This window comes from Caulobacter sp. GW822-FHT01G02 (assembly GCF_058802865.1).
On the sequence record NZ_JBXAON010000006.1, the window covers coordinates 64744 to 85646 of the forward strand.

Sequence of the window (20903 nt, forward strand, 5' to 3'; positions counted from 1 at the left end):
TCCCAATTCCATCGGACTTGCTTGCCAACGTCCCTCGCCGCCGTCCGCGTATCGGGCGCGGCGCGGCTGAACTTAGCCGTGCGTTCGGCGTTGAACCGTTCATGCGCCGCTAAGGGAGGTGGCGCGTCGTCCACGGAGCGAGCATGTCTGAAGCCAGGGTCGAGAGAGAAGGCGCCCGTGTCAGCACGGGGGTGTCTGGGCTCGACGACATCCTGGGCGGCGGTCTGACGCGCGATCGCATCTACCTGGTCGAGGGCACGCCTGGTTCCGGCAAGACCACCCTGGCGTTGCAGTTCCTGCTGAAGGGGCGCGAACTGGGGGAGACCGGGCTCTACATCACGCTCTCGGAAACCGAGCAGGAACTCAAGGCGGCCGCCGCCAGCCATGGCTGGTCTCTGGACGGAATAGACCTGTTCGAGCTGGTCAGCGAAGAGGGGCTGGACCCCGACAGCGAGCAGTCGGTGCTGCATCCGTCCGATGTCGAGCTTGGCGAGACCACGCGCGGGGTGATGAGGCAGGTCGAGCAGACCAAGCCGCTCCGCGTGGTCTTCGACAGCCTGTCGGAGATGCGGCTGCTGGCCCAGAATCCGCTGCGCCATCGCCGCCAGATCCTGGCGCTGAAGCACTTCTTCGCCACCCGTCGGTGCACGGTCCTGCTGCTGGACGACCAGACCGCCGAGGATGGCGACCTGCAACTGCACAGCATCGCCCACGGGGTGATCAGCCTGCGGCGGATGACCCAGGAATACGGCGCGCAGCGTCGACAACTCGAGGTCGTCAAGATGCGGGGCATCAAGTTCCGAGGCGGCTTTCACGACTTCTCGCTCGACACCGGCGGCATCCGGGTCTTCGAGCGCCTGGTCGCCGCCGACCATCCCGCCACCTTCGTCCAGGAGATGGTGTCCACGGGCTCGCCGGGCCTCGACGCGCTGATGGGCGGCGGGCTGACGCGCGGCGCCAACACTCTGATCAGCGGTCCCTCGGGCGTGGGTAAGACCACGACTTCGGTGCGCTGCGCCCTGACCGCGCTCGAGCGGGGCGAGACGGTCGCCTACTACCTGTTCGACGAGGGCCTGCCGACCCTGCTGACGCGCTCAAAGGCGCTCGGCATGGATCTGAAGCCCTATATCGACAACAACCAACTGCTCGTCCGCGCCATCGACCCGGCTGAACTTTCGCCCGGAGAGTTCGCGTTCCTCGTCCGTGACGCAGTGGAGCGTCTGGGCGCGCGGACCGTCGTCATCGACAGTCTGAACGCCTATCTGCAGGCCATGCCGGGGCAGAAGTTCCTGCTGCTGCAGATGCACGAACTGCTGACCTATCTGAACCAGCAAGGCGTGGTGACACTGTTGATCCTGGGCCAGCACGGTTTCATCGGCGAGGTCCGAAGCGACATCGATCTCAGCTACCTCAGCGACGGCATCCTGCTGTTCCGTTTCTTCGAGGCCGCCGGTTCGGTGCTGACGGCGGTCTCGGCGGTCAAGAGCCGCACGGCCGCGCACGAGAAAACCATCCGCGAGATCCGTCTGACCGGGCGCGGCATCGAGGTGGGCCAAGCGCTGACCGACTTCCAGGGCGTGATGTCGGGCCTTCCCTCGTACCAGGGCAAGATCGAGATGCTGGGCGAGGAGAAAAGTCGGTCGGCGGATGCCTAAACCGATCCTCATCCTGGCGCCGCGAGGGCGGGACGCGGCGGTCATCGCCGAAACCCTGCGCAATGTCGGTCACGCCTCGCAGATCTGTGGCGACCTGGGCGAGCTGAGCCAGGCGCTGGGCGACGAGGCTGGCGCGGCGATCCTGACCGAGGAGGCGCTGGCCCAGGGGGGCTTGGACGCCCTTACGGACTGGCTGGCCCATCAGCCGACCTGGTCGGACTTTCCGTTCATCGTGCTGGTCACCAAACAGCCGGGCAAACGGACGCAGGTGGACGCCGAGCGCCTCAAGGGCATTGGCAACATCGTGCTGCTGGAGCGGCCGATCAACGCCGAGACGCTGATCAGCGCGGCCCATTCGGCGATCCGCGCCCGCCATCGCCAGTATCTCGCCCGCGATCATCTGCACGCCCAGACCAGGGCCGAGGAGCAGCTTCGCTTCGCCCTTGAGGCCGGCAAGCTGGGCGCCTGGGACCTGAATCTGGACAGCGGCGCGCTGACCACGTCCGCCGCGACGCGCGGGCACTTCGGCCATGACGCTGACCAGCCGCTGACGCTGGCCGGCGTCGAGGCGGCCGTCCACCCGGAGGACGAGGCGCTGCGCGCCGCCGCGCTGAACGCCTCGATCGCGTGCGCCGAGGACTACGACGTCGAGTACCGGATCTTCTGGCCGGACGGCTCCCTGCACTGGGTGCAGGTGCGCGGGCGGCTCAACCGGATCCGGCCCGGCGAGCCGCGAAGGATGTCGGGGATCAGCCTCGACATCACCGGGCGCAAGACGGCCGAGGCGGAACTGCGCCTGCTCAACGAGACGCTTGAACAGCGCATCGCCGACGGCGTCCGCGAGCTGCAGCGCGCCAACGAACGTCTGCTGGCCGAGATCAGCGAGCGCGAGCAGGCCCAGGCCGCCCTGGTCCAGGCTCAGAAGATGGACGCCATCGGCCAGCTGACCGGCGGCATCGCTCACGACTTCAACAACCTGCTGACCGCCATCGTCGGCAATATCGACATGATCGAGCGGCGCAGCGACGACGAGCGCGTCAAGCGCATGGCCGCCAACGCCCGCGAGGGCGTCGAGCGCGCCACCAAGCTGACCGCTCAGCTTCTGGCCTTCTCGCGCAGCCAGCAGCTGGATCTGCAGCCCGTGGAGGTCGACGCGTTGATCACCGGCATGGACGACCTGCTGACCCGGACCCTGGGTCACACGGTCGAGGTCCGCATGGCGCTGGCCGCCGGCGCGGCGCGGGCCAAGGCCGACGCCAACCAGTTGGAACTGGCGATGCTGAACCTGGCCATCAACGCCCGCGACGCCATGGGCGATGGCGGCGTGGTGACCATCTCGAGCCGGATTTCCGACGAGTGGCATGAAGGCCTGCAGCCCGGCGACCACGTCGTGATCGCGGTTAGCGATACCGGCCACGGGATTCCCAAGGATCTGCTGCAAAAGGTGTTCGACCCCTTCTTCACGACCAAGAGCGTGGGCAAGGGGACGGGGCTGGGCCTCAGTCAGGTCTATGGCATCGCTACCCAGTCGGGCGGCACGGTGCGGATCGACAGCACCGTCGGCGTCGGGACGACGATCGAGATCTGGCTGCCGATCACCGAGGCCGGCGATCGCATCCGGCCCAGCGACATTCCGCCGAACGAAACTCCGCTCAGCGAGGGCGAACGCGTCCTGGTGATCGACGACGACCCCAGCGTCCGCCGGTTTCTGGTCCAGTGCCTGCGCTCGCTGGGTTACCGCGTCACCGAGGCGTCGGGAGGGCAGGAAGGGCTGTCGCGCCTGGCCGAGGACCGCCCCGACCTGATGGTCGTCGACTTCGCCATGCCGGGCATGGACGGCGCCCAGGTCGCCAGGCGAGCGCGGCAAGTCATCCCGACCCTCGGCATGTTGCTGATCACTGGCTATGCCGACGCTGGCGCGATCCGGGAACTGGTCAATTCCGAGGCCGTCCTGCGCAAGCCGTTCAAGGTCAGCGACCTGGCCGTCGCCGTCCGCAAGGCGTTGGGCGAGCGCGCCGCGGCCGTCGGATAGGGAGCGTCGCCGCTCACTCCAGCGGCATGAAGGCGTCCACCTTGTCCAGCGCCGCCAGTGGCGAGCGGATCGAGCAGCGCAGGCCGTCGGCGCGGTAGTCCAGCGCCACCAGGCCGCCCAGTTCGTTGGGCAAGGCCGTTTCGACGATGCGAGAGCCGAAACCCCGCCGCTCCGGCGGTCGCACCGTGGGGCCGCCGCGTTCGGCCCATTCGATGATCAGCTGGTCATCCGGCTCGACCGACCACCGGACGTCCACATGGCCGTCGGGGGTGGAGAGGGCGCCGTATTTCAGCGCGTTGATCGCCAATTCGTGGAAGGCCAGGGCCATGACCACGGCCGGTTTTGGCGAAACCTTCAGGTCCTGGCCGGTGATGGTCAGCTGGCCGGGTCTGGCGCTGTAGGGCGTCACCGAGCCGTCGACGATCTGGCGCAGATTGGCCGCCGACCAGTTCTGGTCGGTCAGTACGTTGTGGGTGGCGGCGATGGCCATCAGCCGGCCTTCCAGGGCGTCGCGCACCGTGGCCTCGACGCCGGCGTTGCGCAGCGACTGGTTGGTGATCGATTGGATCGTGGCGAGGGTGTTCTTGACCCGGTGGTTAAGCTCGTTGACCAGCAGCTGGCGGTGCGCCTCCGCCGTCCGCTCGCTGGTGACGTCGCGTGAGGTGGCCAGCACACGGATCACCCGGCCGTGCTCAAGGATGGGCGAGACGGTGGTGTCCCACCAGCGCGGCGCGCCCCGCGCCGTGGGGCAGAAGGCGCGGAAGGCGACGGCGTGGCCGCCGAGGGCGGCGCGCAGAGACTGCTCGACGGTTTCGCGGCTTTCCGGCGGCCACAGGTCGGGCCAGTAGCGCTGGCGATTGCGACCGTCGAAATCGTCAATCTCGAACAGCGACTGACCCTGGGCGTTCATGTACTCGACACGGCCGTCGGCGCTGATCACGCGGATGCAGTCCGGGCTGGCCTCGACCACGCTGAGGAAATAAGCCCCGGCGCCTTCCAGAACGGCCTTATCGGATCCTTCGTCGGCCACGCGTCGCCCCTGCCATGCGGTCCATGATCACTGGCTGACGGGCGAATTCAAGCAAAGCCTGTGCGACTCGGCGGACCTTCGCGCGTCTTGCGCACAGCGGAGCGCCCAACCATCTGAATTGACTTGAGTGCGCCCGGATGGAACGGCCCGCTTTTCGTGGCTGTTCCGACGTCAGGGCTTGAAGGAGTTTCGATGTCTCAGGTCGTCTGCGTCGCCTGCGGAGCCGGCAATCGCCTTCCGGAGGATCGCGATCCGCTCTCGGCCAAGTGCGGTCGCTGCAAGTCGTTGTTGTTCACCGGCGGTCCGACGGCCGTGACCGGCGCGGAACTGGATCGTCATCGCCGCATGACGAAAGGGACGGCCCTGCTGCTGGATGTCTGGGCGCCTTGGTGCGGGCCGTGCCGGAGCATGGCGCCGGCCTTCGCGGCCGCCGCGCGCCAGCTGGAGCCGGCCGTAAGGTTGCTGAAGCTCGATTCCGAAGCCGAACCTGCCGCCGCGGGCGCGCTGAACGTCAACAGCATCCCGACCCTGGTGCTCTACAGGGACGGTCAGGTCGTCGCCCGTCAGGCCGGAGCCATGACCGCGCCGCAGATCGTGGACTGGACGCGGCGCGCTTTGGTCTAGACTTCGTTCGACGGAGACGGGTCGTCCGAAGCGGGGCGCTTGGCGGCGGCTTTCTCGGCGGCCTTGGCCGCCTTCTGGCGCTCGCGTTCCTTGCGCTCGAAATCGTAGTTGGGTTTGCGGGCCACCGGGTCTAGTTCCGGGCCTTGCGGGCCGCGTAGCGCTGGTCGCGCTTGGCCTTGGCGTCGGCGGCGGACAGCGCCTTGCGTTCCTTGCGCTCACCGCGCTTGGCGGTCAGGGCCTCGGCGTCCAGAGCGGCTTGCGCCTCGATCCGCGCGGCTTCGGCGTCGGCGGTGGCTTGCTTGACGGCGGCCTTGGCGTCGGCGCGCAGCTTGCGAACCTGGGTCAGTTCCTGGGCGCGCAGCGTTTCACGCTGGGCGAACAACGGGTCGATGCTGGCGGCGCGCGGCTTGAACTTGGCCAGCAGCGCGGCCTTGGCGTCGGCGGCCGTCTTGAGGCGGTCCGAATGGCGGATGTCTAATGGATTCATGGTCGCTTTCGTATTCGGACGCGAGTTCGCGAGCCGGCGGGAAGATGAACGGACGACAGGCCCGGATGATCCATCCGGGCCTGTCTGAATCCTTAGGCGGCGGTCAGCTGACCAGCCGACATCTTGCCGCTGCGCTGGTCGCGTTCGAGTTCGAAGTTGACCTTCTGGCCTTCGTCGAGCGAGCCGAGGCCCGAGCGTTCGACGGCCGAGATGTGGACGAACACGTCAGCGCCGCCGTCGTTGGGTTGAATGAAGCCAAAGCCCTTGGTGGAGTTGAACCACTTCACGGTGCCGGTGGTCATGGATGTATTCCTTGCATGATAGGTCGCGCGCGACTCGAGACGAGCCATGCGATCAAATTTTCGGAGAGGATTTGGAGAGGCTCGGGGCTCGATCCGAAGAGCAAGCATGGAGAGCGGCCGAACCAGTTCGATATTCGATGAAATATACCATGCGCCGACAGGCGAAATTCCGCAAGCGGTTTCTGAATATTATTCTACATCAGTCGGTTTCATTCTGTAATAATAGGGCATGTTTTTCAGTCTCATGCTTCGTATTCGATGCCAGTAACCAAGCTCCAGAAGCTTCCTCGCACCGGAAACGGCGTGCTGACGGTCACCCGCCAGGACAGCGCCGTGGCCTTCTCCCTGCTCGTCGCCAGCGGGCCTGCCGGGCGCAAGAGCGGCAAGGGCAGCCTCACGGGCGAGCCTGACATCCTGCGGCAGGCTTTCCGGGCTGGCGAGTGCCGCCTGACCCTCGACGACGGCGAGGCGCTGAACATCGCCGTGGTCGCCCATACCGAGGGCGGCGAGGTGGCGTACTTCGAACTGCGCTGATCGCGACCAGCGGTTCGCACGCGCTTTTCGACGCATGTCCACCGGCGTAGAACGGCGCGGCAAGATTTGATTAACCCTGCGGTCCGACTCTCCGGCCATGGCCTCCAACGCGACACATGCCTTCGCCCGCACCGACCGCACCGCGATCGGCATCTGGTGGTGGACGACCGACCGCTGGCTGCTGGGCGCGACGGCCCTGCTGGCCACGCTCGGCATGCTGCTGTCGTTCGCGTCCAGCCCGGCCGCGGCCCAGCGGATCGGCATCGAAGACCAGTTCCATTTCGCCATCCGCATGTGCTTCTTCGCCAGCGCCTCGTCGGTGCTGATGCTGGCCGTATCGATGCTGTCGCCCAAGGGGATCCGGCGGGCGGCCTTCTTCATCTATATCGGCGCCATCGCGATCATGATCGCCCTGCCGTTTATCGGCCACAACGCCAAGGGCGCCACGCGCTGGCTGCAGTTCGGCGGTTTCACGCTCCAGCCCTCCGAGTTCATGAAACCGGCCCTCATCGTGCTGGTCTCGTGGATGTTCGCCGAGGGCCAGAAGGGCGAAGGGGTGCCGGGTGTTTCGATCGCCTTCTTGCTCTACTTCATCGCCGTGGCCCTGTTGCTGATCCAGCCGGACGTCGGCCAGACGGTGCTGATCACCATTGCCTTCGGAGCCGCCTTCTGGATGGCCGGGGTGCCGATCTCGTGGATCATGGGCCTGGGCGTGGTCGCCTTGGCGGGTCTTGCCTCGACCTACTTCCTGTTCGACCACGTGCACGCCCGGGTGCAAAAGTTCCTCAGTCCCGATCAGGCCGACACCCACCAGATCACCCGCGCCGCCGAGGCCATTCGCGCCGGCGGCTTCTTCGGGCGCGGCCCGGGCGAGGGCGTCATGAAGCGCCACGTGCCCGACCTGCACACCGACTTCATCTATTCGGTGGCCGCCGAGGAGTACGGGCTGATCTTCTCCTGGGCCCTGATCGCGATCTTCGCCTTCCTGGTGGTGCGCGGGCTGTACAAGGCCATGAAGCTGAACGACCCGTTCGAGCAGGTCGCGGCCGCCGGTTTGTTCGTGCTGGTGGGGCAACAGGCCATCATCAATATCGCCGTGAACTTGAACATGATCCCGACCAAGGGCATGACGCTTCCGTTCATCAGTTACGGGGGCTCCTCGATGCTCGCGATGGGTTTGACTCTGGGCATGGCCCTGGCCTTGGTGCGCAAGCGCCCCGGCGCCTATGGGGCGAGCGGCGAGTTTGGCCACGACGGCGCTTTCGCCTGAGATGAGCAAGCTGGCTGTCGTCGCCGCCGGAGGAACCGGCGGCCACATGTTCCCCGCCCAGGCGCTCGCCGAGGCCCTGACCGCGCGCGGCTGGCGTGTCGTGCTGGCCACGGACGATCGCGGCGCGCTGTACGCCGACAAGTTTCCGGCCGAAGAGCGGCTGGCGCTGTCGGCCGCCACGGCCAAGTCCAACGACCCGCTGGGCATGATCAAGGCCGGCTTTACGGTCATGCAGGGCGTGCTGCAGGCCCGCGCGGCCTTCAAGCGCCTGGATCCGGCTGTGGTCGTCGGCTTTGGCGGCTATCCCGCCCTGCCGGCCCTGCTGGGCGCGCTGAGCCAGAAGCGCCCGACGGTGATCCACGAACAGAACGCGGTCCTGGGCCGCGTGAACCGCTTCCTGGCCCCGCGCGTCGACGAGGTCGCCTGCGCCTTCCCGACGCTGCAGATGGCCAAGCCGGCCGTGAAGGCTCGGGCCCACGTCGTCGGCAATCCCGTGCGCCCGCCGGTGCGCGCGCTCTACGACGTGCCCTACATCGCCCCCGAGGTGCAGCTGCGGATCCTGGTGACCGGCGGCAGCCAGGGCGCGCGCCTGCTGTCCGAGCTGATCCCCGAGGCGGTGGCCAAGCTGCCCGAGGACATGCGCTCGCGCCTCAAGGTCTTCCAGCAGGCCCGCGCCGAGAGCATGGAAAACGCCCGCAAGATCTATCGCAACGCCATGGTCGACTGCGAGGTCGCGCCGTTCTTCCGCGACATGGCCGGCTATCTGCGCCAGGCGCACCTGGTGATCGGCCGCTCGGGCGCCTCGACCTGCACCGAGCTGGCGGTCGCCGGCCGGCCGTCGATCCTGATCCCGCTGAAGATCGCCGCCGACGACCATCAGCGCTTCAACGCCAAGCTCCTGGAAGAGGCGGGCGGCGCGGCTGTGTGCCTGGAGGACGAGCTGACGGTCGACGCCATGGCCGGGGCCCTCAACGCCCTACTGAAGAACCCGGAGCGTCTGGCGCGGATGGCCGAGGGCGCGCGCTCGGTGGCCAAGCCGAACGCGGCTGAGGAACTGGCGGATCTTGTGGAGCGCACGGCGCGGCGCTGACTTGAGCTTGCGCAAAGCTGTCCCGCGCGGACCGGCCTAAGGCGAACGCGCAGCGGCTGTGACCGCTCGCGCAGAGAAGGTTCGCCCATGTTCAGGACGTTGATTTTCGCCGGCGCCGTCGCGGTCGTCGCGCATGCTGGCTTCGCCTCGGCCGCCGAGCTCACGGTCAAGATGCGCAACCAGGGCGCCGAGGGGCCGATGGTGTTCGAACCCTCGACCGCCAGGCTGAAGGTGGGCGACACCATCCGCTTCATTCCCACCGATCCGGGCCACAACGCCGAGTCGATCCCGGAGCTGCTGCCGGCCGGCGTCGCGCCGGTGAGGGGCGTGATGGGCAAGGAAGTGGTGCTGAAGCTCACCAAGCCGGGCGTTTACGGCGTTAAATGCCTGCCGCACTGGAGCATGGGCATGGTGTTCGTCGCCAAGGTGGGCGACGCCAAGCTCGATCCGGCGACATCGAACAAGGTTCTGGCCTCCGCGCCGCCGCTGACCAAGCGCCGTCTCACCGCGGCGTTCAACGCGATCCGGTAGAGGCCGCGCGGCCCTAGGGCTCGGCCCCCGTCTCGATCAGGGGGCGGCCGATCGCGACGGCCGCCTCGACGCTGCTCGCCACCGGAACCTTAGCGAAGGGTTTCCAGCCGTCGCAGACCACCTTGGCCACGGCCTCGTCCGTGCTGCCCGCGGGCAGGGGGGCGGCGGAGCGCAGATCGCCGGTCACCGGACCCTCGCGGCCGCCCGCCCGGATGCTGCCGAACCCGGCGTGGGCGATGGTCCGCGCCGTGCAGTCGATGACCTCGTGACGCCAGCCGCCCCAGAACTCTTCCGCACCGGCCTTGAAGCCGCCCTCGGTGACCTGCAGCACGCGCAGCTTCGCCGTGCGGCCGTTCCACTGGACGCCGCCCATGTCGACGAAGCTCGCGAACTGACCGACATCGGCCAGGCGCAGTTCAAGCGGAGCGGGCGAGGGCGGCTGAGCGAGCGCGGGCGCTATCCACACTAAGAGGATCAGGAGGGCGTTTCGCGGCGCGCGGAATTGGTCTAATCGGCTTTTCATGATCCAGCGTCGACGCCCCGTCCCCTTCGAACTCGGCCCCGTGCACTTCATCGGCATCGGCGGCATTGGCATGTCCGGCATCGCCGAAATCATGCTGCGTATCGGCTACACCGTTCAGGGCAGCGACGCCAAGGCCAGCGCCAATACCGAGCGGCTGGAAAAGCTTGGCGCGCGCATCTTCATCGGCCACGAGGCCAGCCACGTCGAAGGCGCCTCGGCCATCGTCTATTCCACGGCCGTGAAGGCCGACAATCCCGAGATGGTCGCCGGCCGCGACAAGCGCCTGCCGCTGGTTCGCCGCGCCGAGATGCTGGCCGAGCTGATGCGCCTGCAGTTCTCGGTCGCCGTCGGCGGCACGCACGGCAAGACCACGACGACCTCCATGGTCGCGGCCCTGCTGGACGCCGGCGGTCTGGACCCGACCGTGGTCAACGGCGGCATCATCAACGCCTATGGCACCAACGCCAAGGTCGGCGAGGGCGACTGGATCGTCGTCGAGGCCGACGAGAGCGACGGCTCGTTCCTGCGCCTGAAGTCCACCGTGGCCATCGTCACCAATATCGACGCCGAGCACCTGGACCACTGGGGCGACTTCGAGGCGGTGAAGAAGGGTTTCCAGGACTTCATCCAGAATATCCCGTTCTACGGCTTCGCCGCCGTCTGCACCGACCATCCGGAAGTCCAGGCCCTGACCTCGCGGATCGAGAACCGCCGGCTCGTCACCTATGGGACCAATCCCCAGGCCGAGGTGCGGGTCTCCAACATCGAGATGGGGCCGGAAGGCGCGACCTTCGACATCATCGTCTCGCCGCGCGACGGCGAGGTCGTCCGCTATGACGGCCTGAAGATGCCGATGGCCGGCCACCACAACGTGCTGAACGCCACCGCCGCCGTGGCCGTGGCCCGCGAGCTCAGCGTCGACGCCGAGTCGATCCGCAAGGGTCTGGCCGGCTTCGGCGGGGTCAAGCGCCGCTTCACCACCACGGGCGTCGCCAACGGCGTCCGCGTCGTCGACGACTACGGCCACCATCCGGTCGAGATCGCCGCCGTGCTGAAGGCCGCCCGCGCGGTCTCGACGGGCAAGGTCATCGCCGTGGTCCAGCCGCACCGCTACACTCGCCTGCGCGACCTGATGACCGAGTTCAGCAGCTGTTTCAACGACGCCGATACGGTGATCGTCGCCGACGTCTACTCGGCCGGCGAGCAGCCGATCGAGGGCGTCGACCGCGACCATCTGGTCGAGGGGCTCAAGAAGTTCGGCCATCGCCGCGCCCTGCCGCTGGAGAGCCCCGCGGCCCTTCCGGCCCTGATCGCCGCCGAGGCGACCAGCGGCGACCTTGTCGTCCTGCTGGGCGCGGGCGACATCACCAGCTGGTCCTACGCTCTTCCGGGGCAGCTGGAAGCCCTCGCCAAATGAAACTGAACCGCTGGATCGCGACCAAGGCCGCGATCGTCGTCGCGGTGATCGCGTACCTGGCTGGAAGCTGGTGGTTCACCAGGCTGTTGACGACCCAGCGCCCCAAGGCGCCCGACGGTCCATTCGTCGTGGCGCTGAAGCAGCCCGGCGGCGTCACCTATGTCACGCCGTTCGAGCACGGGGCGCACATCGGCCTGATCGTCGTCGGCATCCTGCTGGTCCTGGCTTGGTGGACGGTCGAGCACTTTGAGAAACGGTCCAGGACGCGCTAGAGCCCCCGCATGAGCTGGAAAACCAATCTCCCGACCGTCCGCGGCAAGCTGCTGATCAATGAGCCCCTGGCGCCGTTCACCTGGTTCCGGGTCGGCGGTCCGGCCGACGTGGTGTTCCTGCCGGCCGATGAGCAGGACCTGTCCGATTTCCTCAAGGCCCTGGACCCGGCCGCGCCCGTGCTGGCGATTGGCGTGGGCTCGAACCTCCTGGTCCGCGACGGCGGCGTCGAGGGCGTCATCATCCGGCTGGGCAAGGGCTTCAACGGCGTCGAGCCGCTGGGCGGCAACCGCATCAGGGCCGGCTCGGCCGTGCCGGACGCCATCCTGGCCCGCAAGGCGGCCGAGGCGGGGATCGCTGGGCTGGAGTTCTATGCCGGCATCCCCGGCACGATCGGCGGCGCGGTGATCATGAACGCCGGCTGCTATGGCTCCGAGACCGTCAATGTCGTCAAGTCCGTCCGGGTGATGGATCGCGCGGGCGTGGCGCGGGAGCTGGCCGTCGAGGACTTGCGCTACACCTATCGCCATAGCGCCCTGCAGGATGGCGAGACCGTGATCGTGCTGGACGCCGTGTTCGAAGGGACCGCCGACGAGCCCGAGGCGATCAAGGCCCGCATGGCCGAGATCACCAGCCGCCGCGAGACCACCCAGCCGATCCGCGAGAAGACCGGCGGCTCGACCTTCAAGAACCCTCCGGGCCACTCGTCGTGGAAGCTGGTCGACGAGGCCGGCTGGCGCGGCAAGCCGTTCGGCGGGGCGATGTTCTCGCCGCTGCACAGCAACTTCCTGATCAACACCGGCGAGGCTACCGCCGCCGACCTGGAAGGCCTGGGCGAGGCCGTTCGCGCCGACGTCAAGGAAAAGACCGGCGTGCAGCTGGACTGGGAGATCAAGCGGATCGGGCGCCCGGCTTAGCGGCGCCCCCCGGCTGCGTGACAGTTCAGCGCAATGCTGACTTCCCCCGGCGTGGAGCGGTGCTATGACTCCCGCGCCTTTGGGGAGAATCCTTGCTCATGTATCGTCGCTTACTGGCCGCCACCGCGGCGCTCGCCCTGCTTTCGGGCGCCGCCCAAGCTGAATCTTCCAAGTCGGCCAAGGCCGCCGCCGTCGCGCCGAAGCCCGCCGATCCCGTCGCCACGGCCGAGGCCCTGCGCGATAAGGCGCTGCTGGACCGCACCGCCTGGGACGTCACCGAAGACCTGACCACCACCATCGGCCCGCGCCTCGTCGGCTCGCCGGCCATGGAGCGCGCCAAGGACTGGGGCGTGGCCAAGCTGAAGGCGCTGGGCTTCACCGACGTGAAGGTCGAGCCGTTCGCCAAGCCGTCGTGGACGCGCGGCGAGGAAAGCGCCGAGCTGGTCGGCCCGTATCCGATGAAGCTGTCGATCGTCGGCCTGGGCCGCACGGTCCCGACCCCCCCTGAAGGCATCGAGGCCGATGTCGCCCTGTTCCGCACCTTCGCCGAGCTGATGGCCGCGCCGGAAAGCGCCGTGAAGGGCAAGATCGTTGTCATCACCCAGCCGATGGTCCGCACCCAGGACGCCTCGGGCTATGGCGTGGCGGGCGTCTCGCGCCGCGCGGGCCCGACCGAAGCCGCCAAGCGCGGCGCCGTCGCCGTGCTGATCCGCTCGATCTCGACCTCGGACTCGACCGTGCCGCACACGGGCGTCACCGCCTTCGGCGACGGCGTCTCGACCGTCCCGTCGGCGGCCCTGGGCGTGCCGGAAGCCGAGCAACTGGAGCGCCTGGCCAAGAAGGGCCCGCTGCGTATCAAGCTGAAGCTGGCCTCGACCACCAACCCGAACGCCGTGGCCTGGAACATCTCGGGCGAGATCAAGGGCTCGGAGAAGCCGGACGAGGTCATCGTCATCGGCGGCCACTTGGACAGCTGGGACGTCGGCACGGGCGCGCTCGACGACGCCACGGGCATCGGCATCACCACGGCCGTCGGCAAGCTGATCGGCGACCTGCCCAAGCATCCCAAGCGCACCATCCGCGTCGTGATGTGGGGCTCGGAAGAGAGCGGCGGTTCGTCGGAGGCCTACCTGGCCGCGCACAAGGACGAGGTCGCCAAGATCGTCCTGGCCGGCGAGAGCGACGAGGGCGCGGACAACATCTTCTCGCTGAAGCTGCCGGCCGGCGCCCAAGCCACGCCGTTCGCGACCACGGTCGCCAACGTGCTGATGCCGCTGAAGATCATCGTCGCGCGCGAGCCCGCCCGCGGCGGCGGCGCCGACATCTCTGGCCTGGAGTCCGCCGGCGTGCCGTCGGTCGAGATGCGCCAGGACGCCAGTCGCTACTTCGACTACCACCACACGGCCGACGACACCCTGAACAAGGTGCGTCCGAACGAGCTGGCGCAGAACGTCGCCGCCTGGGTCAGCCTCATCTACCTGGTGGCCGAGACGGACGTGGATTTCCGCGCCCTGAAGGCCGCCGCGCCGGCCGCGAAGTAGCGGCTACCCAGCTTGTCATCCCGGAAGCCTCGCGGAGGCTGTCCGGGACCCAGGGGGGACCGCATTGCGCCGGTCCCTGGGTCCCGGCTCTCCGCTTCGCTGCGGCCGGGATGACATGCTTTGTTTGGCTGGAGAGTTGGCAGCGTCATCGGCGCTGACTAGGACTGGCTGACCATCCAGCCTTCCTAAGAGTCTCAGCCTGCCATGACCCAGCCCCTCTCCGGCCGCCATATCGCCGTCCTGCTCGGCGGCCCTTCGTCGGAACGCGAGGTCAGCCTGGTGTCGGGCCGCGAATGCGCCGACGCGCTGGAGCGGCTGGGGGCCAAGGTCTCGCGCATTGACCCGGGCGTCGACATCGCCCAGGTGCTGACAGCCACAAAGCCCGACATGGTCTTCAACGCCCTGCACGGCGAATGGGGCGAGGACGGCTGCGTCCAGGGCGTGCTGGAAACCCTGAAGCTGCCCTACACCCACTCGGGTGTTCTGGCCTCCGCGCTGGCCATGGACAAGGCCAAGGCCAAGGCCGTGCTGGCGGCCGCCGGGGTGATCGTTCCGGGTGGCGGCCTCTACAACCGACACGATGTCGCGCGCGACCATGTGTTGCAGCCCCCCTATGTCGTTAAGCCCAATGCCGAGGGTTCATCGGTCGGGGTGTTCCTGGTGTTCGAAGGCGCGAACCGTCCGCCGGAAGAACTTGCCTCTCCTGCGTGGACTTTCGGCGAGGAAGTCATGGTTGAACCCTACATCCAGGGGTTGGAATTGGCCGTCGCGGTGCTCGGTGAGTCAAAAGGTCCCAGGGCGCTGGCGGTGACGGATATCCGTGCATCCACAGGTTTCTACGACTATGAGGCCAAGTACTCCGAAGGCGGTTCAATTCACGTTCTACCGGCCCCAATCCCTGATGGCGTAAGGGATCGCGCGATGCGGATGGCCGAGCTGGCCCATACCGCTCTTGGTTGCCAAGGGGTGACCCGGTCCGACTTCCGTTATGACGACATTAACGACATTCTGGTCCTTCTAGAGGTCAACACGCAGCCCGGCATGACGCCGACCTCGCTCGCTCCCGAGCAGGCCGCCCACGTCGGGATCCCGTTTGATCAGTTAGTTCTATGGATCGTGGAGGACGCTTATGCCCGCTGTAGTGCGGGGGGGACCGCCTAAGCCTAGGCGACCCCGGGCCGAAGCGCCCGCAAGTCCGAGCAAAGGCAAGCCGGCGCCCCGGGGGGCGCAGCCGGCCGCGAAGTTGCACGCCGCCAAGGGCGTGGGTTTATCGCCCACGGTGGCCCTGAGCGTGGCGGGCGCGGCCTTGGGTCTCGGCCTTGTGATCATGTTGGCGACCGGCCATCGGGCCGAGCGCATTGGCGCGTCCATGGTTCATGGCGTCGACAACAGCTTCGCCTCGGCGGGCTTCAAGCTGAAGACGGTTCATATCCGCGGCGCCTCGGCGACCGCGCAAGGCGATATTCTGGCGGCCTCGGGCCTCTACCTGAACCAGCCGACGCTGGGCATGGATCTGAACGATGTCCGCGCCCGAGTGCAGGGCGTCGGCTGGGTCAAGGACGCGAAGGTCGTGCGCATGCTGCCCGACACCGTGCTGATCGCGGTGGAAGAGCGGCCGGCCCTCGCCGTCTGGCAGAACCAGGGCCGCATGAAGGTGATCGACGGCGAGGGCCGGGTGATCAGCGAGGCCGATCCGGCCCGCTTCCCCGCGCTGCCGCTGGTGGTGGGGCAGGGCGCCGACCAGGCGGCCGGCCTGATCCTGCCGGCGGTGGCCTCGCGACCGCGCCTGCGGGATCGTCTCGAAGCGCTGGTGCGCGTCGACGATCGCCGCTGGGACCTGAGACTGAAGGACGGTTCGCTGATCCAGCTGCCGGCCATTGACGAAGAATCCGCGCTGATTCAATTGGATCAGCTCGACCAACGACAGCGAATCCTCGACATGGGTTTTGCGCGGATCGATCTGCGCGACCCCGAAATGGTGGCTGTGAGACCTCGCGACGCGGCGCTGCCTGGGCAGCCCGTGGCCGGCGGGGCGTAACGAGTGATGACTGAGGTGACGATAGCGATGTCGCGATTGGAGGAACGGAAGCAGGCGCGTGAGGGCCTGAAGGCCACGCTCGTGCGCCAGCCCGCCATCGCGGCCGTCGACCTGGGCGCCTCCAAGGTCACCTGCTTCATCATGAAGGCCGACGGCGTTCACCGCGACAACCGCACCCTGACGACCGCGGGCGTGGGCTACGTCCAGTCGCGCGGCGTGCGCGGCGGCGCGATCGTCAATCTGGACGAGGCCGCCCAGGCGATCGCCCAGGCCGTGGAGCGCGCCGAGACCGTGGCCGGCGTCAACGTCCAGGGCGTGTCTGTCTGCACGGCCGGCGGCCAGCTGGGCAGCAACCGCGTCCACACACAGGTTTCGCTGGGCGCCCGTCCGATCGGCGACGCCGACCTGTCGCGCGCCATCGCCGCGGCCCTGGCTCAGGTCCGTATTCCCGGCCGCAAGCCGATCCACCTTCTGCCGATCGCCTGGTCGGTCGACGGTCAGCGCGGCATCCGCGATCCGCGCGCCATGTTCGGCCGCTCGCTTGGCCTGGAGCTGCTGGTGGTCTCGGTCAACGAGAACATCTTCCACACCCTGGCCCACTGCGTCGAACGCGCTCACCTGTCCTTCGAGGGCGTGGTCGCCGCGCCGTTCGCCTCGGCCCTGGCGGCTCTGGAAGAGGACGAGATGGACCTGGGCGCGGTCTGCATCGACATGGGCGGCGGCTCGACCTCGGTGGCTGTGTTCAACAACGGCGCCCTGTGCCACGTCGATAGCCTGGCCGTCGGCGGCGGACACGTGACGCAGGACATCGCCCGCGGCCTGCAGACCTCGGTGGTCGGCGCCGAGCGCATCAAGACCCTGCACGGTTCGGCGATCGCCTCGGCCAACGAGGACCGCGAGATGATCGAGGCCCCGCCGCGGGGCGACGATCCGGGCGCGGGTCCGGTGATCGCCCCGCGCAGCCTGCTCAAGGGCATCATCCAGCCGCGTGTCGAAGAGACCCTGGAGCTGCTGCGCGAGCGCCTGAAGGCCTCTGGCGCGCCGGTCGAGCCGGGCGCGGGCATCGTCCTGACGGGCGGCGCCAGCCAACTGGCCGGCGTTCGCGAAGTCGCCGTGCGCGTGTTCGACCGTCCGGTCCGCCTGGGTCGTCCGCGCCGGGTGCCGCACCTGGCCGACGCCGCTTCGGGCCCCGCCTTCTGCGCCGCGGCCGGCACGCTGCATCGCACCGCCTTCGGCCCGCGCGAAGCGGTGTCCAGCAAGGCCCTGGCCGGCAACGTGTCGCGCAAGCGCCCCCTGGACCCCAACGCCAGCCCGATGGCCAAGGCGGCCGCCTGGCTGAGGGACAACCTCTAACGGCGCCGCTGTTCCGGCGCTCGAAGTTTAAAGCGTGAGTAACTCTACAGTTTAACTCTTTGGGCCCGGTCGAATGTCTCGACCGGGCCTTTTGCTTCCCGGCCGCGCCTATATTCGCCAGAATTGGCGTTCAGCGTCGTTCGGTCGCACGCGCCTGTGGATCCCCGGCGGAACCCTTGGTTCGCCAAGAGATTCTGTTGATAGACCACAATTTATCCCACGGTCGCGCTCGACCAGATCACGACTCAGATTATGCAGTTAACTGCCGATTAACGATGGTGGTTGTTCTGTTAACACGATCGTCGAGGCAATCCTGGGCGATCGGGTGTCGCCGAGGTCTAGTTCGACGATTTCGGCGTTAAGGACGCGAGGGTCCCATGGCTATTTCTCTTTCCGCGCCGCGTACGACTGAGCTGAAGCCGCGTATCGTGGTGTTTGGTGTCGGCGGCGCTGGCGGCAACGCTGTGAACAACATGATCGAGGCGGGCCTCGAAGGTGTCGAGTTCGTGGTGGCCAACACCGACGCGCAGCAACTGCAGTTCGCCAAGACGGACCGCCGCATCCAGCTGGGCGTGCAGATCACCCAGGGCCTGGGCGCCGGCGCGCATCCAGAAGTCGGCATGAGCGCCGCCGAAGAGAGCTTCCCGGAAATCGGCGAGCACCTCGACGGCGCCCACATGGTGTTCATCACCGCCGGCATGGGCGGCGGCACCGGCACCGGCGCGGCGCCGATCATCGCCAAGTGCGCCCGTGAGCGCGGCATCCTGACCGTCGGCGTCGTGACCAAGCCCTTCCACTTCGAAGGTCGTCACCGCATGCGCCTGGCCGACAGCGGCATCCAGGAGCTGCAGCGCTACGTCGACACCCTGATCGTCATTCCGAACCAGAACCTGTTCCGCGTCGCCAACGAACGCACGACCTTCGCCGAAGCCTTCGGCATGGCTGACCAGGTGCTGCACTCGGGCGTGCGCTCGATCACCGACCTGATGGTTCTGCCGGGCCTGATCAACCTCGACTTCGCCGACGTCCGCACGGTCATGACCGAGATGGGCAAGGCGATGATGGGCACCGGCGAGGGCGCTGGCGAAGACCGCGCCCTGATGGCCGCTCAGAACGCCATCGCCAACCCGCTGCTGGACGAAGTCTCGCTGAAGGGCGCCAAGGCCGTGCTGGTCAACGTGACCGGCGGCATGGACATGACCCTGCTGGAAGTCGACGAGGCCGCCAACGCGATCTCGGACCAGGTCGATCCTGAAGCCAATATCATCTTTGGCGCGGCCTTCGATCCGTCGCTGGAAGGCGTGATCCGCGTGTCGGTGGTCGCCACCGGCATGGACGGCGCCTCGATCGCCCAGATCGAGCCCAAGCCGGTCTCGCGCAACACCACGACCCAGCCGCTGATCGCCGACACCGCGCGCGCCCCGGCGCCGCAACCGGAACCGGCTCGTCCGACCGCCCGCTACGAAGCCGCCCGCCCGGTCGAGCGTCCGTCGTCGGCCTTCGCGCCCGAGCCCGCTCAGGAGCCTGAGGTCGTGATGTCCTCGCCTCAGGAGCCGGAAGCCGAGCTCTACTATGACGAACCCCGTGTAGCTGAAGAACCGCGTATCGCCGCGCCCGCGGCCCGGACGGTGACCCGCATCGTCGACCCCATGGTCGATGACGTGGCCGCCGAGGAGCCGCTGTTCCCGGAGAACAACTACTACGAAGAGCGTCGCCCCCAGAAGCAGGGCGGCGGGTTCTTCTCGATGTTCGGCGGTGGCCGTCAGCGCTATGAGCAGCAGGCTTCGTCGGCTCCGCAGCCGCAGGCCCGTTCGGCCCAGAGCGCCCGCCCGCAGCTGCAGCCGATCGAGGCGCCGCAGGTTGACGACGGCGAGGACCTGGAAATCCCGTCCTTCCTGCGCCGACTGGCGAACTGAAAGACGGCCCCAACAGGGGGACGCAAGACGTGATCAAGAGACGCCCCGGGTCGCCCCCGGGGCGTTTTGCTTTAGGAATATTGGCCCACAGCGCCCGCACGCCATTCCAGAAGGCCGTCAATGACCCAGCGTATGAAGGAAATCGCCGATCAGATCGTCGGCCTCCAGGCGGAACTCGACCGGGAGATCGAGCGACGTCGCAAGGCGCTGGGCTGGACGCTCACCAGTAAGATCGGCGAGTTTGAAATGGGCGTTGCGGCCGAGCATCGTCGGCTGCGACTGAACCTGGTCAAGTTCTTCGGTCGCACGTCGCCGGCTGTCATCCTGACCGCGCCGGTGATCTATTCGCTGATCATCCCGCTGGTGATCGTCGACGCCTGGGTGAGCGCCTATCAGGCGATCTGCTTTCGGGCTTACGGCATTCCGCGGGTCCAGCGTCGCGACTACATCGCGTTCGACCGCGGTCGGCTGGGCTATCTCAATGTCATCGAACGTCTCAACTGCGCCTTTTGCGGCTACGCCAACGGGCTGGTCGCCTATGTGCGCGAGGTCTCCAGCAGAACCGAGCAATACTGGTGCCCGATCAAACACGCCGTGAAGGTCTCCGACCCGCACCGGCGCTACTACGAGTTCCTGGAATTCGGCGACGCCGAAGGCTATCGCGCTCGACTGGACGAATTCCGCGCGCGACTGCGCTCGGACCCTCCGACCACCTAGCGTCGAGGGCTGCTCCGCGCCGTGAAATTCAGCTATATTGGCGCCATCTGCCAGTCTGAAGCTCGATCAGGTCACGATGAAGCTCACCCGCGCCGATCGGAAGATCCTGCAGATCCTGCAGGAAGACGGCAAGATCTCGAACGTCGATCTGGCTGAACGGGTGGGGCTGTCGCCCAGTCCGTGCCTGCGGCGGGTCAAGCAGCTGGAGGCGTCGGGGCTGATCAGCGGCTATGTCGCGCTGCTGGACAGGCGCAAGGCCCAGCTGGGCGTGCTGGCCTATGTCGAGGTGCAGGTCGACCACACCGAAGGCGCGGCCGAAGCGTTCAAGCAGGCGGTGCTGCGCGAGCCCGAGGTCGTCGGCTGCTACGTGATGACCGGCAGCTACGACTATCTGTTGCGGGTGGTGGCGCCGAACCTCGACGCCTATGGCGATCTGATGATGCAACGCCTGCTGAAGATGCCGGCGGTGAAGGACGTGCGCTCGGCGTTCGTTCTGGACACGGTCAAGGATTCCACGGCCCTGCCGTTGGACTATCTGGGCTGATCACATCTGGCCCGGTAGGGCGATTGGTTGGCATGATGTGACCGAATTGATGTTCATCAAGGTCATCATCGCCACGTTCTGACTTCAACCCCGCGATAAGCTGCTTTCCGTC

22 protein-coding genes and 1 pseudogene are annotated in these 20903 nt (G+C 67.6%); 18 read left to right on the forward strand and 5 right to left on the reverse strand.

All coding sequences use genetic code 11. From position 1 onward, the window contains the following. The first annotated feature begins 143 nt into the window (after positions 1–143). Complete coding sequence (locus AC1RNC_RS17910) at positions 144–1655, forward strand: ATPase domain-containing protein (protein ID WP_492887692.1); 1512 nt, start codon at positions 144–146, stop codon at positions 1653–1655. Then, a complete protein-coding gene (locus AC1RNC_RS17915) occupies positions 1648–3687 on the forward strand; it encodes a hybrid sensor histidine kinase/response regulator (RefSeq protein WP_492887693.1) in 2040 nt (679 codons plus the stop codon). Before AC1RNC_RS17910 ends, AC1RNC_RS17915 begins: the two co-directional genes overlap by 8 nt. A 13-nt stretch (positions 3688–3700) precedes the next feature. Here the strand turns inward: AC1RNC_RS17915 and AC1RNC_RS17920 are convergent, their stop codons facing one another. Beyond that, on the reverse strand, positions 3701–4717 hold the full coding sequence (locus AC1RNC_RS17920; RefSeq protein ID WP_492887694.1) for a sensor histidine kinase: 1017 nt from the start codon (positions 4715–4717) through the stop codon (positions 3701–3703). Between the two features lie 192 nt (positions 4718–4909). On the opposite strand from AC1RNC_RS17920, the gene AC1RNC_RS17925 reads away from it, so the two are divergent. After that, positions 4910–5341, forward strand: coding sequence for a thioredoxin domain-containing protein (locus AC1RNC_RS17925; protein WP_492887695.1), 432 nt, complete (start codon positions 4910–4912; stop codon positions 5339–5341). Here the strand turns inward: AC1RNC_RS17925 and AC1RNC_RS17930 are convergent. The 3 genes from AC1RNC_RS17930 to AC1RNC_RS17940 all read right to left on the reverse strand — a co-directional run bounded on the left by AC1RNC_RS17930 (position 5338) and on the right by AC1RNC_RS17940 (position 6130). Then, positions 5338–5466, reverse strand: coding sequence for a hypothetical protein (locus AC1RNC_RS17930; protein ID WP_492837889.1), 129 nt, complete (start codon positions 5464–5466; stop codon positions 5338–5340). The genes AC1RNC_RS17925 and AC1RNC_RS17930 overlap by 4 nt on opposite strands. 5 nt (positions 5467–5471) lie before the next feature. After that, the gene (locus AC1RNC_RS17935; protein WP_492837890.1) at positions 5472–5828 is read right to left on the reverse strand and encodes a DUF6481 family protein; all 357 of its coding nucleotides are present in this window, start codon (positions 5826–5828) and stop codon (positions 5472–5474) included. A 92-nt stretch (positions 5829–5920) separates the two neighbouring features. After that, positions 5921–6130 carry a cold-shock protein gene (locus AC1RNC_RS17940; protein ID WP_125159448.1) on the reverse strand — a complete coding sequence of 70 codons (210 nt, stop codon included), beginning with the start codon at positions 6128–6130 and terminating at the stop codon, positions 5921–5923. Positions 6131–6433: 303 nt separating this feature from the next. On the opposite strand from AC1RNC_RS17940, the gene AC1RNC_RS17945 reads away from it, so the two are divergent. The 4 genes from AC1RNC_RS17945 (at position 6434) to AC1RNC_RS17960 (ending at position 9555) form a co-directional block, all read left to right on the forward strand. After that, positions 6434–6664 carry a hypothetical protein gene (locus AC1RNC_RS17945; RefSeq protein WP_492837891.1) on the forward strand — a complete coding sequence of 77 codons (231 nt, stop codon included), beginning with the start codon at positions 6434–6436 and terminating at the stop codon, positions 6662–6664. Positions 6665–6761: 97 nt separating this feature from the next. After that, positions 6762–7934: a putative lipid II flippase FtsW gene (gene ftsW / locus AC1RNC_RS17950; protein WP_492837892.1), complete on the forward strand. Its 1173-nt coding sequence runs from the start codon at positions 6762–6764 to the stop codon at positions 7932–7934. Position 7935: 1 nt separating this feature from the next. Next, positions 7936–9024: an undecaprenyldiphospho-muramoylpentapeptide beta-N-acetylglucosaminyltransferase gene (gene murG / locus AC1RNC_RS17955; RefSeq protein WP_492887697.1), complete on the forward strand. Its 1089-nt coding sequence runs from the start codon at positions 7936–7938 to the stop codon at positions 9022–9024. A gap of 87 nt (positions 9025–9111) precedes the next feature. Beyond that, entirely contained in the window at positions 9112–9555 is a 444-nt protein-coding gene (locus tag AC1RNC_RS17960; protein WP_492837894.1) for a pseudoazurin, read from the forward strand. Positions 9556–9568: 13 nt separating this feature from the next. Here the strand turns inward: AC1RNC_RS17960 and AC1RNC_RS17965 are convergent, their stop codons facing one another. Further along, the gene (locus tag AC1RNC_RS17965) at positions 9569–10078 is read right to left on the reverse strand and encodes a hypothetical protein (RefSeq protein ID WP_492887698.1); all 510 of its coding nucleotides are present in this window, start codon (positions 10076–10078) and stop codon (positions 9569–9571) included. Between AC1RNC_RS17965 and murC the strand changes: the two genes are divergently transcribed. The 11 genes and pseudogenes from murC (at position 10077) to AC1RNC_RS18020 (ending at position 20791) form a co-directional block, all read left to right on the forward strand. Then, a complete protein-coding gene (gene murC, locus AC1RNC_RS17970; RefSeq protein ID WP_492887700.1) occupies positions 10077–11495 on the forward strand; it encodes a UDP-N-acetylmuramate--L-alanine ligase in 1419 nt (472 codons plus the stop codon). The two genes, AC1RNC_RS17965 and murC, sit on opposite strands and share 2 nt — an antisense overlap. Continuing rightward, positions 11492–11767 (forward strand): hypothetical protein, encoded by a 276-nt coding sequence (locus AC1RNC_RS17975; protein ID WP_492887701.1) that lies wholly within the window; start codon positions 11492–11494, stop codon positions 11765–11767. Before murC ends, AC1RNC_RS17975 begins: the two co-directional genes overlap by 4 nt. A 9-nt stretch (positions 11768–11776) precedes the next feature. Then, positions 11777–12682: a UDP-N-acetylmuramate dehydrogenase gene (gene murB / locus AC1RNC_RS17980; protein ID WP_492887703.1), complete on the forward strand. Its 906-nt coding sequence runs from the start codon at positions 11777–11779 to the stop codon at positions 12680–12682. Positions 12683–12774: 92 nt separating this feature from the next. Beyond that, complete coding sequence (locus AC1RNC_RS17985; protein WP_492887704.1) at positions 12775–14223, forward strand: M28 family peptidase; 1449 nt, start codon at positions 12775–12777, stop codon at positions 14221–14223. A 204-nt stretch (positions 14224–14427) separates the two neighbouring features. Next, positions 14428–15384: a D-alanine--D-alanine ligase gene (locus AC1RNC_RS17990; RefSeq protein WP_492887705.1), complete on the forward strand. Its 957-nt coding sequence runs from the start codon at positions 14428–14430 to the stop codon at positions 15382–15384. Next, the gene (gene ftsQ / locus AC1RNC_RS17995) at positions 15353–16261 is read left to right on the forward strand and encodes a cell division protein FtsQ (protein ID WP_492837901.1); all 909 of its coding nucleotides are present in this window, start codon (positions 15353–15355) and stop codon (positions 16259–16261) included. Before AC1RNC_RS17990 ends, ftsQ begins: the two co-directional genes overlap by 32 nt. 27 nt (positions 16262–16288) lie before the next feature. Continuing rightward, entirely contained in the window at positions 16289–17614 is a 1326-nt protein-coding gene (ftsA, locus tag AC1RNC_RS18000) for a cell division protein FtsA (protein ID WP_492837903.1), read from the forward strand. Positions 17615–17889: 275 nt separating this feature from the next. Beyond that, positions 17890–17956: pseudogene (locus AC1RNC_RS18005) on the forward strand (hypothetical protein). Between the two features lie 35 nt (positions 17957–17991). Further along, entirely contained in the window at positions 17992–19530 is a 1539-nt protein-coding gene (ftsZ, locus tag AC1RNC_RS18010; protein WP_492887706.1) for a cell division protein FtsZ, read from the forward strand. 120 nt (positions 19531–19650) lie between these two features. Then, a complete protein-coding gene (locus tag AC1RNC_RS18015; protein WP_492887707.1) occupies positions 19651–20247 on the forward strand; it encodes a hypothetical protein in 597 nt (198 codons plus the stop codon). 76 nt (positions 20248–20323) lie between these two features. Next, positions 20324–20791 carry an Lrp/AsnC family transcriptional regulator gene (locus AC1RNC_RS18020; RefSeq protein ID WP_492837907.1) on the forward strand — a complete coding sequence of 156 codons (468 nt, stop codon included), beginning with the start codon at positions 20324–20326 and terminating at the stop codon, positions 20789–20791. Positions 20792–20903: the final 112 nt, after the last annotated feature.

Bases quoted from the DNA above. Each gene is read 5' to 3' on its own strand.
- murC (WP_492887700.1), top strand. From the start codon at position 10,077: ATGATCCAGCGTCGACGCCCCGTCCCCTTCGAACTCGGCCCCGTGCAC.
- AC1RNC_RS17925 (WP_492887695.1), top strand. From the start codon at position 4,910: ATGTCTCAGGTCGTCTGCGTCGCCTGCGGAGCCGGCAATCGCCTTCCG.
- AC1RNC_RS17915 (WP_492887693.1), top strand. From the start codon at position 1,648: ATGCCTAAACCGATCCTCATCCTGGCGCCGCGAGGGCGGGACGCGGCG.
- AC1RNC_RS18020 (WP_492837907.1), top strand. From the start codon at position 20,324: ATGAAGCTCACCCGCGCCGATCGGAAGATCCTGCAGATCCTGCAGGAA.
- murB (WP_492887703.1), top strand. From the start codon at position 11,777: ATGAGCTGGAAAACCAATCTCCCGACCGTCCGCGGCAAGCTGCTGATC.
- AC1RNC_RS17910 (WP_492887692.1), top strand. From the start codon at position 144: ATGTCTGAAGCCAGGGTCGAGAGAGAAGGCGCCCGTGTCAGCACGGGG.
- ftsQ (WP_492837901.1), top strand. From the start codon at position 15,353: ATGCCCGCTGTAGTGCGGGGGGGACCGCCTAAGCCTAGGCGACCCCGG.
- AC1RNC_RS17975 (WP_492887701.1), top strand. From the start codon at position 11,492: ATGAAACTGAACCGCTGGATCGCGACCAAGGCCGCGATCGTCGTCGCG.
- AC1RNC_RS17960 (WP_492837894.1), top strand. From the start codon at position 9,112: ATGTTCAGGACGTTGATTTTCGCCGGCGCCGTCGCGGTCGTCGCGCAT.
- AC1RNC_RS17940 (WP_125159448.1), bottom strand. From the start codon at position 6,130: ATGACCACCGGCACCGTGAAGTGGTTCAACTCCACCAAGGGCTTTGGC.
- ftsW (WP_492837892.1), top strand. From the start codon at position 6,762: ATGGCCTCCAACGCGACACATGCCTTCGCCCGCACCGACCGCACCGCG.
- AC1RNC_RS17990 (WP_492887705.1), top strand. From the start codon at position 14,428: ATGACCCAGCCCCTCTCCGGCCGCCATATCGCCGTCCTGCTCGGCGGC.
- AC1RNC_RS17965 (WP_492887698.1), bottom strand. From the start codon at position 10,078: ATGAAAAGCCGATTAGACCAATTCCGCGCGCCGCGAAACGCCCTCCTG.
- murG (WP_492887697.1), top strand. From the start codon at position 7,936: ATGAGCAAGCTGGCTGTCGTCGCCGCCGGAGGAACCGGCGGCCACATG.
- ftsA (WP_492837903.1), top strand. From the start codon at position 16,289: ATGTCGCGATTGGAGGAACGGAAGCAGGCGCGTGAGGGCCTGAAGGCC.
- AC1RNC_RS18015 (WP_492887707.1), top strand. From the start codon at position 19,651: ATGACCCAGCGTATGAAGGAAATCGCCGATCAGATCGTCGGCCTCCAG.
- AC1RNC_RS17935 (WP_492837890.1), bottom strand. From the start codon at position 5,828: ATGAATCCATTAGACATCCGCCATTCGGACCGCCTCAAGACGGCCGCC.
- ftsZ (WP_492887706.1), top strand. From the start codon at position 17,992: ATGGCTATTTCTCTTTCCGCGCCGCGTACGACTGAGCTGAAGCCGCGT.